The organism is Nocardioides conyzicola (genome assembly GCF_039543825.1).
In the GTDB taxonomy this organism is placed as follows: domain Bacteria; phylum Actinomycetota; class Actinomycetes; order Propionibacteriales; family Nocardioidaceae; genus Nocardioides; species Nocardioides conyzicola.
In genome coordinates this window covers 247,621-262,459 of sequence record NZ_BAABKM010000005.1, presented here as the reverse complement: position 1 = coordinate 262,459, position 14,839 = coordinate 247,621, and the positions used below count along the sequence as shown (strand labels likewise).

Sequence of the window (14,839 nt, the reverse complement as noted above, 5' to 3'; positions counted from 1 at the left end):
AGCCAACCGATCAGCCCGCCGACCGCAGGAGGTCGCCGGTCGAGATGGCGCGGGTCGGCGCACGGCGGAAGAGGACCAGCGCGAGCACCGCGGCGACCAGCGCGCACACCGCGGCACCGGTGAAGACCGTCTGCTCCTGGGCGATGCCGGCGACCTTGAGCAGCCGGGTGAACTCCTTGCAGCGGCTGGCCCCCTCGCAGACGTCGCGGACCGAGGGGACGTCGGCCTGCTCGGCGTAGTAGCGGCGCAGCCCGATCGTGGTGAGCGCGGAGATGCCGACCAGCATGCCGACCATCCGGGACACCACGACGAAGGCGCTGGCCAGGCCGTGCACGTCGTCGCCGGTGCTGGCGAGCACGGCGGCGTTGACCGGCGCCAGCGCGAGCCCGAAGCCGAGGCCCCCGATCACCAGCGGCAGCGTCGCGACCGGACTGTCCAGCGACTCGAGTCCCCAGGTCGCCATCCACAGGAAGCCCGCCGCGGCCAGCACCATGCCGATCGCGGTGACGACGCCCGCCGGCAGCCGGTGCGTCAGGTAGCCGCCGACCACGGCTCCGACCGGCAGCGCGACCAGGAAGCGCACCAGCACCAGCGCCGCCATCAGCTGCGAGCCGGGGTAGACCGTCGTCCGCGCGAAGAGCGGGATGTCGATGAGCGCCGCGATCAGGGCCGCGCCGATGAAGAAGCTGACCAGCATGGCTCCCCACGCCGGCGTACGCCGGAGCGCGCCGGTCGGCACCAGGGGCCGGTCGGTCCGGCGCAGGTGCACCACGAAGCCGACCCCGGCGAGTGCGGCGCCGAGGAGGTACCAGAGCCCCTGGTCGGAGAAGACCTGCACCTTGGGGTCGGCGGTGGCGAAGGCCAGGATCACCCCGGCCAGGGCGAGCGCCAGCAGCATCGCGCCGACCACGTCGGCCTCGCGCACCGTGCGGACCCAGTCGGGGAGGTCGAGGAGCGGTCGCCGCGCGGTGCAGCACCGCACCACCAGCAGCACGAGCGCGCCGATCGCGGTCACGCCCAGCGGGGTCAGCCAGCGGCTGTCGCCGGTGATCGGGATGAAGAGCTGGCCGTACGTGAGGTCGCGCATCAGCTGGCTGGGCTGGGTGAAGACGAGCACGCCGGAGACGAGCGTGACGAGGGCGAGGAGGAGGCCGATCCAGTCGAAGCGGTGGTTGCGGGACGGTGGCTGCGCACCCTCCTCGACCACCCGGTGCGAGAGCGAACGGATCGCGGCGGCGAGGACGAGGCCGACGGCGAGGTTGACCAGAAAGATCACCCGCCAGTCGGCGACGGCGAGCACGAGGGCGCCGAAGAGGGGACCGAGGACGCTGCCGATCTCCTGGACCGCGGAGACGATGCCCAGCGGGATGCCGCGGCGCTGCGCCGGGTAGAGGTCGGCCACCAGGGCGAGCGTCGCCGGGACCAGCCCGCCGCCACCGACGCCCTGGAGGAACCGTCCGGTGACCATGGTCGGCAGGTCGTAGGCGAGGGTCGTCACGAGCGAGCCGAGCGCGAAGACCAGCAGCGCGGCCACCAGCACCGGCACCCGGCCGCGGAGGTCGGCGATGCGGCCGATCAGCGGCAGCATCGCGACGTACCCGAGCAGGAACCCGGACACGATCGGCGCCGCGCGCTGCAGCTGCTCGACCGGGATCCCGGCGCTGGCCATCATGTCGGGCAGGGCCAGGACGACGACGTAGGTGTCCGCTGCCGCGAAGGCCACGGCCACCGCGGCCAGGGCCAGCAGCCAGCGCGACGACCTCGTCCGGGCCTGGCTCATGGCGCGGTCACGGCGCGGTGATGTCCTTCTCGGTGCCGTAGTCCTCGAAGGTCACCTCGTAGGTCATCGACGTCGAGTCCTGGTAGAAGACCCCGGTGAGCTTCGCGCTGCGCAGCTCGTCGTCGTCGGTGATCGTGTACGTCACGTCGAAGTCGCCGGTCGCCGTCGGGATGATGTTCTTCATCGTGTCGGCGCCGACCGTGCCGGTGTACTCGGTGAGCACCTCCTTGTTGTCCGCGCCGCCGCGCACGCTGCCACCCTTCTTCACGCCGGTCGTGGCGGGCAGCAGCGCGGAGAAGCCGGTGTCGGTGCTCATCAGCTGCGCCGGGTCGGGCGCGCCGTACTCGGCCGGGTCGACGTCCTGCCAGCCGGTCGTCAGCGGCAGCTGGGCGTAGACCTTGTCGTCGACCGCGATGATCGGCACCTCGAAGGCCTGACCGGACAGCACGACGGTGATCTTGCCGTCGAACGCCGGGTCGTGGGTGCCCACGCCCTCGGCCTTCTCGACGCCGGTGACGCCGTCGGGAAGGTCCTCGGTCGTGAGGGACAGGTCGACGCCGCTGGTCTCGTCGAGGTGGGTCTTCGCTGCTGCGAAGACCTCCGTCGGCGTCGCGCTCGAGCCTCCACCACTGTCGCTGCCGCTGCACGCGGTCAGGGGGAGTGCGGTCAGGACGCCGGTCAGGACGGCCGCGGCCAGGCGGCTCCGAGAGTTCACGCGGTCACCCTTCCACACGGACCCGCGCGGCGACCGGCCCGGCACACGCCGCAAGCGCCTGGCCGGCCGGGACGCCGGACCCGTCGCGCTTGCCGGTCGCCTCGGGCAGGTCGATGGGGGAGCCGCTGGCGGCGGCGGCACGGGCGGGCGCCGTACCGACCCAGGCGAAGACCAGGGTGTCCTCGCCCTTCAGGAACCGGTGGCACCGGACGCCGCCGGTGGCGCGTCCCTTGGGCGGGTACTCGGAGAACGGTGCGACCTTCAGGGCGCCCGGCTCGGTGCCCGGCAGGGCCGTCGAGGAGCCGGAGGAGGTGACCACGACCGAGCCCTCGGGGGCGTCCGGGTCGACGACGCCGAACCACGCGACCCGCTCGCCCGCGGTGACGCGGACGCCGGCCATACCACCGCCCGATCGCCCCTGGGGACGGACGCCGTCGGCCCCGAAGTGCAGCAGCTGCGCGTCGGTGGTGATGAAGCAGAGCGTCTCGTGGCCGGTGGCCAGCTCGACCGCGCCCACGACCTCGTCGCCGTCGGCGAGCCGGATGACCTCCCAGTCGTCGCGGCCGAGCACCTCCGGGTTGACCCGCTTGACCGTGCCCTGGCGGGTGCCGAGCACCAGGCCCGGCCCCTCGGTCGTGAGGGTGCACAGCCCCAGCAGGCGCTCGCCGGGCTCGAGCGACAGGATCTCGCTCACCTGGAGGCCGCCCGCGAGGTGCGGGTCGTTGGCGGTGTCGGGCAGCTGCGGCAGCTCGAGCACGCCGATCTTGACCAGCCGGCCGGTGCTGGTCAGGCCACCGATCTCGCCGCGCGCCGTGGCGCGGACCATCGAGACGACGACGTCGTGGTTGGCGCGGCCACCACCCTGACCGGGCTGCTCGGCGTTGGCGCTGCGGGCCAGCAGGCCGGTCGAGGACAGGTAGACGAAGCACGGGTCGTCGGCGACCTCCAGCGCGACGGCGCTGGCGGTGACCGACGTCCCGGACGACTCGAGCAGGACCGTACGGCGCGGGGTGCCGTAGGTCTTCGCGACCTCGCCGAGCTCGTCGGAGACGACCTTGCGGAGCAGCTTGTCGTCGCCGAGGATCGCGTCGAGGTCCTCGATGGTGCGCTTGAGCTCGTCCTGCTCCTTGTCCAGCTCGAGCTTGGAGAACCTCGTCAGCCGGCGCAGCGGCATGTCGAGGATGTAGTCGGCCTGGATCTCGCTCAGGTCGAAGACCGTCATCAGCCGCTCCTTGGCGGCGGCGGCGTTGTCGCTGGTGCGGATCAGCTGGATGACCTCGTCGATGTCGAGGATCGCGAGCAGCAGGCCCTCGACCAGGTGCAGCCGGTCGGCGGCCTTCGTGCGGCGGAAGAGCGAGCGACGGCGTACGACGTCGAAGCGGTGCAGCAGGAAGACCTCGAGCATCTCCTTGAGCGCGAGCGTGCGCGGCTGGCCGTCGACCAGGGCGACGGCGTTGATGCCGAAGGAGTCCTCCATCGGCGTCTGCTTGTAGAGCTGCTCGAGGAGCGCCTCGGGGACGAAGCCGTTCTTGACCTCGATCACCAGCCGCAGCCCGTGGCTGCGGTCGGTGAGGTCCTTGATGTCGGAGATGCCCTGCAGCTTCTTGCTCTGCACGAGCAGCTTGATCCGCTCGATGACCTTCTCGGTGCCCACGCCGTACGGGAGCTCGGTGACGACGATGCCCTTGCGCCGGTTGGTGATGGCCTCGACCCGTGCGGTCGCGCGCATCCGGAACGAGCCGCGGCCCGTCTCGTAGGCGTCACGGATGCCCTCGAGGCCGACGATCTTGCCGCCGGTCGGCAGGTCGGGGCCGGGGATGAAGCGCATCAGGTCGTCGACGGTGGCCTTCGGGTGCGTGATCAGGTGCCGCAGCGCCTGGACGACCTCGATCAGGTTGTGCGGCGCGCAGTTGGTCGCCATGCCGACCGCGATGCCCGTCGTGCCGTTGACGACCAGGTTGGGGATCGCCGCCGGCAGCACCGACGGCTCGAGCTCGCGGCTGTCGTAGTTGGGCTTGAAGTCGACGGTGTCCTCGTCGATCGAGGCGGTCATCGCGACCGCGGACGGGGCCATCCGGGCCTCGGTGTAGCGCATCGCCGCGGGGGAGTCGTCGGGCGAGCCGAAGTTGCCGTGCCCGTCGATGAACGGCAGCCGCATCGACCAGGGCTGCGCCATCCGCACCATGGCGTCGTAGATGGCGCCGTCGCCGTGGGGGTGCAGCCGACCCATGACCTCACCGACGACGCGCGCGCTCTTGACGTGGCCGCGGTCGGGCCGCAGGCCCATGTCGTTCATCGTGTAGAGGATCCGGCGCTGCACCGGCTTGAGGCCGTCCCGGGCGTCCGGCAGCGCGCGGGAGTAGATGACGGAGTACGCGTACTCCAGGAAGGAGGTCTCCATCTCCTGCTTGATGTCGGTGTCGAGGATGTGCTCCTCGAAGTCGTCGGGAAGGTCCTGCTTCGTGCTACGCCGCGCCATGACGCTGATTCTTTCAACTGCCACCCACAGAAACGTCAGGGGCACGCCGGGTTCACCGGTCCACGCTAGATTTCACGCGTGACCGCCACCGACGCCCCCACGCACTGGGAGGCCGACGTCCTGCTCCGGGACGGGCGGACCGCTCACATCCGGCCGATCCGGGCCGAGGACCGTGACGTCTTCGTCGAGTTCTACTCCCGCGTCTCGGACCAGTCGAAGTACTACCGCTTCTTCTCCCCGATGCCGCGGCTCTCCGACCGCGACGTCGACCGCTTCACCAACGTCGACAACGTCAACCGGGTCGCGCTCGTGCTCACCCTCCAGGGGCAGATCATCGCGGTCGGTCGCTACGACGTGATCAAGCCGGGCGAGGCCGAGGTCGCGTTCCTGGTCGAGGACCAGCACCAGGGCCGCGGGATCGGGCAGCTGCTGCTGGAGCACCTCGCCCAGGCGGGCCGCGAGCGCGGCGTCGAGCGGTTCGTCGCCGAGGTGCTGCCGGACAACAGCCGGATGATCCAGACCTTCCGCGACGCCGGCTACCGCGTCGCCAGCGAGTACGACGAGGGCGTGCTGCAGCTCGAGTTCTCGATCGACCCCACCGACACCGCCATCGGGCTGATGTCGGCGCGCGAGCACAAGGCCGAGTCGGCCTCGATCGACAAGTTCTTCAACCCGCGCTCGGTCGCGGTGATCGGCGCCAGCCGGCGGCAGGAGACGATCGGCCAGGCGCTGGTGCGCAACCTCATCACCGGCGACTTCGCCGGCCGCGTGTACGCCGTCAACCCGACCTCGCACGCCGTGTCCGGGCTCCCGACGTACAAGTCCGTCGTCGACATCCCCGACGACGTCGACGTGGCGATCGTCGCGGTGCCGGCCGAGTACGTGCAGGACGTCGTGCTCGACTGCGCGGCCAAGGGCGTGCACGGCCTGATCGTCGTCTCGGCGGGCTTCGCCGAGACCGGCGAGGAGGGCCGGGTCCGGCAGCGCAAGCTCGTCGGGCTCTCCCGCTCCTACGGCCTGCGCCTGATCGGCCCCAACTGCCTGGGCATCATCAACACCGACGCCAAGGTCTCGCTCAACGCGTCGCTCTCGCCGCTGATGCCGGCGCGCGGGCGGGCGGGGTTCTTCTGCCAGTCCGGCGCCCTCGGCACCGCCATCCTCGAGAAGGTCTACAACCGGGGCCTCGGCCTCTCGACCTTCGTCAGCGCCGGCAACCGCGCCGACGTCTCGGGCAACGACCTCCTCCAGTACTGGGAGGAGGACGACTCGACCGAGGTCGTGCTGCTCTACCTGGAGTCCATCGGCAACCCGCGCAAGTTCTCCCGGATCGCGCGCCGGGTCTCGCTGCGCAAGCCGATCATCGCGGTCCGCTCGGGCCGCACGACCCAGGGTGTGCCGATGGGGCACGCCGTGCGCAAGATCGCGGCCCCGCCGGCCGCCGTGGACGCGATGTTCCGCCAGGCGGGCGTGATCCAGGTGGACACCCTGGACGAGATGTTCGACGTCGCCCAGCTGCTGGCCCACCAGCCGCTGCCGCGGGGTCGCCGGGTGGCGATCGTGGGCAACTCCGACGCCCTCGGGCTGCTGGCCGCCGACGCGGCCGCCGGCGTCGGGCTGGTCGTCAACAAGTCGATCGCGCTCGGTGCCGAGGCCAGCGCCGAGGACTTCGAGGACGCGCTCGACGCGGCCATCGACGACCCGGAGACGGACTCGGTCGTCGCGGTCTACGTGCCGCCGATCAACGTCTCGGGTGAGGACGTCGCCAACGTGCTCGCGGCCGTCGGCGAGCAGTCCGACAAGCCGCTGGTGTCGTCGTTCCTCGGCGCCGAGGGTGTGCCGGAGCTGCTCCGGGTCCCGGACGTCGCGGGCTCGACCGCCGGCCGTGGCTCGGTGCCGTCGTACCCCGGAGTGGAGGCCGCGGTGCGGGCGCTCGCGCGCGTGGTCGAGTACGCCGTGTGGCTGCGCACGCCCGACGGCGAGCCGGTCGACCCCAGCGCCGTCGACTCCGCCGGCGCCAAGCGGCTGGTCACCCGCATCCTCACCGACCACCCAGAGGGGACCGACCTCGACCTGGAGTCGCTGACCGAGCTGCTGGCGGCGTACGACGTCGAGCTGTGGCAGACCCGCGAGGTCGCCGGGCGGGACGAGGCGGTGGCCGCGGGGGAGGCGCTGGGCTGGGACGTGGTGCTCAAGGCGACCGCCGAGCACCTGCGCGAGCGGCCGGACCAGGCCCACGTCTGGCGCAACATCGACGACGCCGAGGAGATGGCCCACGCGTGGGACACGCTCTGCACGCTGATCACGGAGCCGGAGCGCGCCGGGTTCGTGGTGCAGAAGAACGCCCGACCCGGCGTGCCGGTGGCGATCCGGACGATCGAGGACCCGCTCTTCGGACCCGTCGTCTCCTTCGGCATCGCCGGGCCCCTCACCGAGCTGCTGGCCGACCGCTCCTACCGGATCCCGCCCCTCGGCGCCCGCGACGCCGCGTCGATGGTGCGCGAGATCAAGTCGGCGCCGATGCTCTTCGGCTACCGGGGCAGCGAGGCGGTCGACGTGGGGGACGTCGAGCGGCTGATCCAGCGGATCGCGCAGCTGCAGAACGACCTGCCCCAGGTCAGCGCCCTCGAGCTGTCCCTGGTGCTCGCCGGTGCCGACGGTGCGACCGTGCTCACCGCCTCCGCTCGGGTGGACCCGGTGGTCGACCCGCGCTCGGACTGGTTCGTGCGTCGGCTGTCGCAGCCGGCCGGGGACACCCTGCCGTCCTGACCCCGTGACAGACTGCACGCATGCGCAGCACCAGGACCACCGAGGGCCATGACCGGGCCGTCGAGCTCAGGGACGCCATCGACCGCACGGGCTACTACCCGGAGGTCGTGGCCGAGGGCGTCGAGGGTGCCGTGGCCGGCGAGGAGGTCGTCTCCTTCTTCGTGCACCACGAGCCGACCTTCGAGCGTGACGAGGTGCGCCGGCACCTGTCCGTCGCGGTGCTGACGCCGAGCCGGCTGATCCTCGCGCACACCGACGAGCACGACGGCGACGACCTGCTGCCCGAGCCCTACACGTCCACCTCCACCGAGGCGATCCGGCTGAGCTCGGTGCGGTCCGTGGTGGTCACCCGCATGGTGGCCAACCCGACCGCCGGCCCGCGTCCGCCGGCGGAGGTCGTGGTGACCATCGGGTGGGGCGGGGTGAGCCGGCTCGACCTCGAGCCCGCCGGCTGCAGCGACCCGCAGTGCGACGCCGACCACGGCTACACCGGGGTGCTGGCCTCGGACGACTTCTCGCTGCGGGTGTCCGCCGCGGCCGACGGCACCGACGCCGTCGACGGCCTGCTGACCTTCGCCGAGACCCTCTCCGCGCGTACCCGCTGATCGTCGCTGGCGTGGACGAGTTCCTCGAGCCGGCGTACGGCGTGCGCTCGCTGGGCGACGTCGTGCCCGCCGTCGCCGCGGCGCTCGGCCTCCCGCTCGGCGAGGTGCCGACCGGGCTGACGCTGCCCCCGGCCCCGGCGTACGTCGTCTTCCTGGTCGACGGCCTCGGGGCGCGGCTGCTGGAGCGGTACGCCCACGCCGCGCCGTACCTCTCGACGTTGCTGGAGCAGCAGCTGCCCGGCACCGCCGGGGTGCCGTCGACCACCGCGACCAGCCTGACGTCCTTCGGCACCGGCCTGCCGCCGGGTGCGCACGGGCTGGTCGGCTTCACGTCGCGGGTGCCCGGGACCGACAAGCTGCTCAACGCGCTGATGTGGGACAAGGACGTCGACCCGCTCGAGTGGCAGCCGCACGACACGGCGTTCGCGCGGCTGCGCCGCCAGGGCGCGACCGTGACCGTCGTCAACAAGCGCGAGTTCCGCGGCAGCGGGCTGACCGTCGCCGCGCACCGGGGGGCGGACTTCGTCGGCGCCGACCGGGTCGGCGAGCGGATCGCGGCCGCGCTGGCCGCCTCGATCGAGCGGGCGTCGCTGACCTACCTGTACGACGGCGACCTCGACTGGACCGGCCACCGGTACGGCGTCGCGTCGAGCCCCTGGCTGCAGCAGCTGTCGATGGTCGACGCGGAGGCCGAGCAGCTCCGCGAGGCGCTGCCCGCGCACGTCCGGCTGCTCGTCGTGGCCGACCACGGCATGGTCGACTCGCCGTCGGCGAGCCGGGTCGACGTCGACGACCTGACCGAGCTGCGCGACGGGGTCGCCCTGCTGGGCGGCGAGGCGCGGTTCCGGCACCTCTACTGCCAGCGCGGGGCCGTCGACGACGTCGTGGCGACCTGGCGGGGCGTGCTCGGCGACCGGGCGGACGTGCTCGCGCGGCACGAGGCGATCGAGCGCGGCTGGTTCGGGCCGGTGCAGCCCGGCGTACGACCCCGCCTCGGCGACGTCGTCGTCGCCTGCCACGGTGAGACCGCGATCCTCTCGACCGCGGACTTCCCCTACGAGGCCACGCTGGTCGGGCTCCACGGGTCGCTGACGCCGGACGAGATGCTCATCCCGATGCTGCTCGACTAGTTGAGCGCCATCACCGGCTCGCCGTTGACCAGGCCGTTGCCGGCGATGCGGCAGCTCCCGCCCCGCGGGCTGCCGGCGTTCCAGGCCTGGCGGACGCAGCTGCGGGTCGCCAGCTGGGCCCAGTAGTTCGGGTGCAGCGACTCCTGGATGTAGTAGGGGCTGCTCGAGCCGCAGCACGTGGAGACCGTGCGGATCTGGTTGACCCACTCGGTCTGGTCCACGGCACCCGGGGTCAGCCAGCTGGCGATCCCCTTCTCCTCGTAGAGGCCGACCGTGGACTCGCACAGGCGACGGCCGTTGAAGGCCGCGGACAGGTCGAGCGTCCGCACGTTGGGGAGCCCGGAGTCGGCGGCGGCGCCGGTCACGGCGGCGTTGATCGTCGGCAGGGCGGTGTCGTTGGCCCAGTCGGCGTCCCTGTTCCAGAAGCCGCAGCCACCGGTGCTCTGCCGGCTGTAGCCGCTCTCCGAGTAGCGGATGCCGGAGCCCCGGGGGATCGGGCTGGGGTAGGTCTGGACGAGGAGCGTCCACTGCGCGTCGGCGTACCCGGCGCTGCGCATCGCGGTCGAGACGTTGCGCAGCGCGGTGGCGATCCGGGCGCGCACGCTGGCCACGTTGGCGGCGGTGAAGTTGGCCTTCACCGAGCTGTCGTCGTAGCAGTAGTCCTTGAACCAGGTGGGCGAGGTCAGGAAGTCGACGACGCAGGACTGCACGACGTCGGCGAACTTGAAGTCGTTGCCGCCGATCGAGACCGTCACCATCCCGACCCGGTGGGTGGTCGCGAACTGCTGGAGCAGCTTGGCCTGGCCGAGGTGGCCGGCGCCGTCGTCGTAGAAGTCGAGCCCGGGCTTGAAGTTGCTGCCGTTGCTGGTCGCCGTGGTCGCGCCGGAGCAGGCGAGGTTGAGGCCGTTGACCCCGCCGCCGACGTACGCCTCGGCGGACTTGCTGCGGTGGCAGCGCGGGATCGTCTCGCCGGTGCCGGACGGGTTGTCGAAGTACGCCGTGCTCCCGAGCGCGTCGGCCCGCGCCGACGACGCGTTGCTGCTCCCGGCCCACCGGCCGGCCTCGCCGCTGATGTAGGAGTCGCCGAGCGTCACCACCCAGGGGGCGCCGACGCCGGGACCGTCGGCGCTCGCCGGCGGGGCGGCCGACACGAGGAGCCCGCCGACCCCGACGGCGAAGCACGACAGGACCGCGGCAACCCGAGATGTGAGCACGGTCACAGACCCTAGGGCCAAGCGACCGTCAGCGGAAGGTCAGTCGCAGTTCTTGTAGTAGTACGCCGCGACGCGCTGGGACGCCTCGGCGAACGGCTGGATCTGCGAGGAGAAGTCCGACGGGTCGCCGGATCCGTCGGACATGCCCTGGAGCGTCTTGTAGTAGTCGGCCATGGCGCGGAGGTCGTCGCTGATCTCCGCGGGTCCGTCGTCGGCGAGCTCGTCGAAGGCCTGAGCGCTGTCGGCGAGCTGGTCCTTCAGCTTGTCGAGGTCCGGGTCGGCGCCCGGCGAGGACAGCAGCTCCATGTTGGCGTCCTGCTGGTCCTTCAGGGTCGAGCAGAACGCGTCGCTCGCGCCGCCGGTGTCGCTGTCGTCGGACGACTCCGCCGACGAGGGGCTCGAGGAGTCCGAGGGATCCGCGGCGGAGGACGAGGTCGTCGCGCTCGCGTCCGACGTGTCGTCGTCGCCCGTCAGGGCGGTGACGCCGAAGTAGCCGCCGACACCCAGCAGGGCGAGGACGACGACCGCGGCGACGGCCAGAAGGGCGATGTTGCGCGACGAGCCTCCGGCGGGAGGCGGGGGCGCCTGGTGCCCGTACGGCTGGCCGTACGGCTGCGCCAGCGGCGGTCCGGAGGGCGGGCCTGCCGGCGGTCCGGAGGGCGGGCCTGCCGGCGGACCGGAGGGCGGACCCGCCGGTACGGCGGCGAGCGGCTGGGTGGGGGTCGGCGGGTCAACCGGCGCGGCTGGTGCCGGCGGCGCCGGGGGCGGGGGAGTCACCGCGCTCGGCGGGGGCGGAGGGGGAGGCGGGGCCGCGGAGGCCGCGGCGCGCGCCGCGATCGTGGCCCGCACCCCGTCGTCACCGTGCTCGTCGAGCCAGGCGAGCAGGCCGTCGTACGCCTGCGGGTGCCCGGCGACGGCTTGCCACGTCGACCGGTCGGTCTGGGCGATCTCCGCCAGTCGCGCCGGTCCGGTGGACGGGTCCTGTGCCTCGCGGAGAAGGTCGTCGCCTGCCATCTGTCACTCGCTTTCTCGAAGCCACCAACAGTCCCCCGAGGACTGGCCGCACGACGGCGGCAGGCAGTACCTGCCCCGCGGCGGCCAGTCCCAACCCGGATTGCGGACGGCAATCGTCGGGTCTCGAACGGAGGTCAGGAGGCGATCTGGAGAGCCTTGACCTCGTCGCGTGCCGCGATGATCGCGACGTGCTGCTTGCTGACGACCTCGCGGAAGCCGGCACTGAGGTCCTGCTGCAGCCCCTTCTCGTACTCCGACACGGCGTGGTCCTCGCCCGTCAGCGCGGCCTTGAGGACGCCGCCGGCGTCGTCGCCGGTGAGGGCGTCCTTCAACGAGATCCACCCACGGTGCACGGTGGCGGCGATGGTCCCGCTCTCGTCGACGTCCTCGCCGTAGTCGTGCCCGAGGGCGACGATCTCACGGTGGAAGGCGGCGCGCTGCTCCGACAGGCGCTGGAGCGTGGTGGCCAGCTCCGGGTGCTCGCCGTCCTTCAGCTTCTCGGCCGCGCTGGCGAAGCCTCGCTCGCCGTCCTTCAGGGTCTCGACCAGTTCCTTGGCGACCTGGTTGTCGTCCGACACGATTGCTCCTCTGTGACGATGATGATGACGAGGGGGCGGTACCCGCCGGAGCCGTCCTCACGCGTCCTCGCAGGCGTCAGCCGAAGGGGAGCGGCTCCGGCGCGAGGCTGACGGCCTTGGCGCGGGCCGCGGTGAGGCGTCGGCGGTGGTGCTGGCGGCAGAGGACCTCGTAGGCGACCTCGGCCGGCGGGCCGCCCTGCTCCTCGACGTCGCCGACGACGATGACCTCGCCCTCGGTGACCATGATCCCGTCCTCGGTGCGCGCGTTGTGGGTCGCCCGCTTGCCGCACCAGCAGAGCGCCTCGACCTGCAGCACGTTGACCCGGTCGGCGAGCTCGATCAGCCGGGAGCTGCCCTCGAAGAGCTGCGTGCGGAAGTCGGTGAGGATGCCGAACGCGAAGACGTCGATCTGGAGCTCGTCGCAGATCTTGGCGAGCTGGTCGATCTGGTCGCGGGTGTAGAACTGCGCCTCGTCACAGATGAGGTAGTCGACGCGGCCGCCCTGCGTGAGCGTCGTGACGACGTACCGCCAGAAGTCGAAGTCCGGGGTGACCTCGAGGGCGTCGTGGGTCAGTCCCAGGCGGCTCGAGAGCTGGGCCTGACCGGCCCGGTCGTTGGAGGTGAAGATGCGGCCCACCCGGCCGCGCGCGGCGTGGTTGTGGTTGGTCTGGAGCGCGAGCGTGCTCTTGCCCGAGTCCATGGTGCCGGTGAAGAAGTGCAGTTCAGCCACGGGTCGGGATCCTTTCATGGACCCGGCAAGATGGGCGCATGGCGACTCCCCTGATCTCTGCCACCGAGCTCCACGAACGCATCGGGGAGGTGACCGTGCTCGACGTCCGCTACCGGATGGGCGGGCCCGGTGGGCGCGGCGAGTACGAGCGCGGGCACGTCCCGCGGGCGTCGTACGTCGACCTGGACGCGGACCTGGCGGCGCCTCCCGGTGAGGGTGGGCGGCACCCCCTCCCGACCGTCGAGGACTTCGAGACGGCCATGCGCAGGGCGGGTGTTCGCAACGACCGGACGGTCGTCGTGTACGACGACTGGTCCGGCCTCGCGGCGGGCCGGGCGTGGTGGCTGCTGCGCTACCACGGGCACACCGACGTCCGGGTGCTCGACGGCGCGTGGGCAGGGTGGCTCGCCGCCGGGGGAGCCGTGCACACCGGTACCGTGCTGCCCGGCCGCGGCGACTTCACCGCGCGGCCCGGCGCCATGCCGCTGGTCGAGGCCGACGGCGTGCTCGGCGTACCGGTGCTCGTCGACGCGCGGGCGCCGGAGCGCTTCCGCGGCGAGACCGAGCCGGTCGACCCGGTCGCCGGCCACATCCCCGGCGCGGTCAACGTGCCCACGACGACCAACCTGAACGCCGAGGGCCGCTTCCGCTCGGCCGCCGAGCTGCAGGCGTTGTACGCCGCCGCCGGGGTCGACGGGTCCGAGGACGTGGCGGTCTACTGCGGCTCCGGCGTGACCGCGGCGCACGACGTGCTCGCGCTGGAGGTCGCCGGGATCCGGGCGGCGCTCTACCCGGGCAGCTGGTCGGGCTGGATCACCGATCCGTCCCGGCCCGTCGCCTAGGCCTTGTCGCCGCCTCCGAACATGATCTCGTCCCAGCTCGGGACCGAGGCGCGTCCCCGCTTCTTGGCCGGGCGACGCGGCTCGGGCTCGGGCTCCGGCTCGGCGGCGGCAGCGTCGGCCGCCTCCTCGCGGAGCTCGGCCTCCTGGGCCACGACGCCCTCGTCGGTGGGGGCCTCGGTGTCGAGGAAGGCCTCGATCGGCTGGTCGGAGACCAGGTCGATCGCGTCGTCGCCCAGCGGGAGCTCGGTGTCGTCGCCGTACTGCGTCTCGTCGACCGAGCTGAGCCGCCGCTCGCGCGCGACATGGAGGTCGTCGGACCGGGCCGCGGCCGCAGCGATGGTCTCGCCGACCAGCCAGCGGGCGTCCTCGTTGTCCAGCGTGACGTAGTTGCCGGGGGCGTCGAAGGTGAGCTCGGCGGTGCCGGTCCGGTCGGTGCACTCGTAGCCGGCGGTCAACGACCAGCGGCCGTCCTCGCGACGCCAGGCGTCCCACGCGACGGTCTCGGGGTCGATGTTGCGCGACCGCAGCTGGGCGGACACCGCGTCGCCGAGCGTCCGGGCGCCGCCGGTGGGCTGGCCGTCGCTGCGGCGTACCGACGAGCGCTGGGCGCGGTCGGCGACGTGCTGCCGCTCGGCGAGCACCGGGGCCGCGAAGGCCATGATCTTGTCGACCGACGTCTGGGCGGCCTGGGCCACGGCCTCGGGCGTCTCCCCGGAGCGGATCCGGGCCTGGATGTCGCGAGGGCGGAGGGTGCTCTCCATCTTCTTCTCCATTCCTCGGGCGGGTGCCGGGTTCGCAGGCGGGAGCACCGCCGCTCGCAGTCGGTCGTCGACCGCGAGCACGTGCTCGACCCCCTCCTCGTCCACCAGGCGCAGCTGCGTGCCGTCCTCGGTCACGCCGGCGAGCCGGAGGTACGCCGTGGCAGGTGCGGCTGCCGCTCCTGGGTCGGACCGGTGTGTCTGGTGGTGGAGGGGTGCGGTCATCGG

At 72.4% G+C, this 14,839-nt stretch carries 12 protein-coding genes; 4 read left to right on the top strand and 8 right to left on the bottom strand.

Annotated features, from left to right (window positions below; all coding sequences use genetic code 11):
- Positions 1–10: 10 nt before the first annotated feature.
- From ABEA34_RS22935 to ABEA34_RS22925, 3 genes are read right to left on the bottom strand one after another with little or no spacing between them, the layout of a single operon-like run.
- Positions 11–1,780: an MFS transporter gene (locus ABEA34_RS22935; RefSeq protein WP_345524079.1), complete on the bottom strand. Its 1,770-nt coding sequence runs from the start codon at positions 1,778–1,780 to the stop codon at positions 11–13.
- Between the two features lie 7 nt (positions 1,781–1,787).
- Positions 1,788–2,495, bottom strand: coding sequence for an LppX_LprAFG lipoprotein (locus ABEA34_RS22930; RefSeq protein ID WP_345524078.1), 708 nt, complete (start codon positions 2,493–2,495; stop codon positions 1,788–1,790).
- A 4-nt stretch (positions 2,496–2,499) separates the two neighbouring features.
- Complete coding sequence (locus tag ABEA34_RS22925; RefSeq protein WP_345524077.1) at positions 2,500–4,974, bottom strand: DNA gyrase/topoisomerase IV subunit A; 2,475 nt, start codon at positions 4,972–4,974, stop codon at positions 2,500–2,502.
- A 78-nt stretch (positions 4,975–5,052) separates the two neighbouring features.
- Between ABEA34_RS22925 and ABEA34_RS22920 the strand changes: the two genes are divergently transcribed.
- The 3 genes from ABEA34_RS22920 to ABEA34_RS22910 are packed head-to-tail and all read left to right on the top strand — an operon-like array spanning position 5,053 to position 9,475.
- Positions 5,053–7,740: a bifunctional acetate--CoA ligase family protein/GNAT family N-acetyltransferase gene (locus ABEA34_RS22920; protein ID WP_345524076.1), complete on the top strand. Its 2,688-nt coding sequence runs from the start codon at positions 5,053–5,055 to the stop codon at positions 7,738–7,740.
- Positions 7,741–7,760: 20 nt separating this feature from the next.
- Positions 7,761–8,345 (top strand): DUF5998 family protein, encoded by a 585-nt coding sequence (locus ABEA34_RS22915; protein ID WP_345524074.1) that lies wholly within the window; start codon positions 7,761–7,763, stop codon positions 8,343–8,345.
- Between the two features lie 11 nt (positions 8,346–8,356).
- Entirely contained in the window at positions 8,357–9,475 is a 1,119-nt protein-coding gene (locus tag ABEA34_RS22910; protein WP_345524072.1) for an alkaline phosphatase family protein, read from the top strand.
- Here the strand turns inward: ABEA34_RS22910 and ABEA34_RS22905 are convergent.
- The 4 genes from ABEA34_RS22905 to ABEA34_RS22890 form a co-directional block, all read right to left on the bottom strand.
- The gene (locus ABEA34_RS22905; RefSeq protein WP_345524071.1) at positions 9,472–10,689 is read right to left on the bottom strand and encodes an SGNH/GDSL hydrolase family protein; all 1,218 of its coding nucleotides are present in this window, start codon (positions 10,687–10,689) and stop codon (positions 9,472–9,474) included. The genes ABEA34_RS22910 and ABEA34_RS22905 overlap by 4 nt on opposite strands.
- A gap of 39 nt (positions 10,690–10,728) precedes the next feature.
- Positions 10,729–11,703 carry a variant leucine-rich repeat-containing protein gene (locus tag ABEA34_RS22900; RefSeq protein WP_345524070.1) on the bottom strand — a complete coding sequence of 325 codons (975 nt, stop codon included), beginning with the start codon at positions 11,701–11,703 and terminating at the stop codon, positions 10,729–10,731.
- Between the two features lie 134 nt (positions 11,704–11,837).
- Positions 11,838–12,281, bottom strand: a complete 444-nt coding sequence (locus ABEA34_RS22895; RefSeq protein ID WP_345524069.1) for a ferritin-like domain-containing protein — start codon at positions 12,279–12,281, stop codon at positions 11,838–11,840.
- Between the two features lie 76 nt (positions 12,282–12,357).
- Positions 12,358–13,011, bottom strand: coding sequence for a thymidine kinase (locus ABEA34_RS22890; protein ID WP_345524068.1), 654 nt, complete (start codon positions 13,009–13,011; stop codon positions 12,358–12,360).
- A 38-nt stretch (positions 13,012–13,049) separates the two neighbouring features.
- Between ABEA34_RS22890 and ABEA34_RS22885 the strand changes: the two genes are divergently transcribed.
- Positions 13,050–13,853 (top strand): sulfurtransferase, encoded by an 804-nt coding sequence (locus ABEA34_RS22885; protein ID WP_345524067.1) that lies wholly within the window; start codon positions 13,050–13,052, stop codon positions 13,851–13,853.
- On the opposite strand, the gene sepH is transcribed toward ABEA34_RS22885, so the two are convergent.
- Complete coding sequence (gene sepH, locus ABEA34_RS22880; RefSeq protein WP_345524066.1) at positions 13,850–14,836, bottom strand: septation protein SepH; 987 nt, start codon at positions 14,834–14,836, stop codon at positions 13,850–13,852. The two genes, ABEA34_RS22885 and sepH, sit on opposite strands and share 4 nt — an antisense overlap.
- Between the last annotated feature and the right edge of the window lie 3 nt (positions 14,837–14,839).

Excerpts from the sequence above, each read along its gene's own strand:
- ABEA34_RS22935 (WP_345524079.1), bottom strand. The coding sequence starts at position 1,780 with ATGAGCCAGGCCCGGACGAGGTCGTCGCGCTGGCTGCTGGCCCTGGCC.
- ABEA34_RS22925 (WP_345524077.1), bottom strand. The coding sequence starts at position 4,974 with ATGGCGCGGCGTAGCACGAAGCAGGACCTTCCCGACGACTTCGAGGAG.
- ABEA34_RS22915 (WP_345524074.1), top strand. The coding sequence starts at position 7,761 with ATGCGCAGCACCAGGACCACCGAGGGCCATGACCGGGCCGTCGAGCTC.
- ABEA34_RS22900 (WP_345524070.1), bottom strand. The coding sequence starts at position 11,703 with ATGGCAGGCGACGACCTTCTCCGCGAGGCACAGGACCCGTCCACCGGA.
- ABEA34_RS22885 (WP_345524067.1), top strand. The coding sequence starts at position 13,050 with ATGGCGACTCCCCTGATCTCTGCCACCGAGCTCCACGAACGCATCGGG.
- sepH (WP_345524066.1), bottom strand. The coding sequence starts at position 14,836 with ATGACCGCACCCCTCCACCACCAGACACACCGGTCCGACCCAGGAGCG.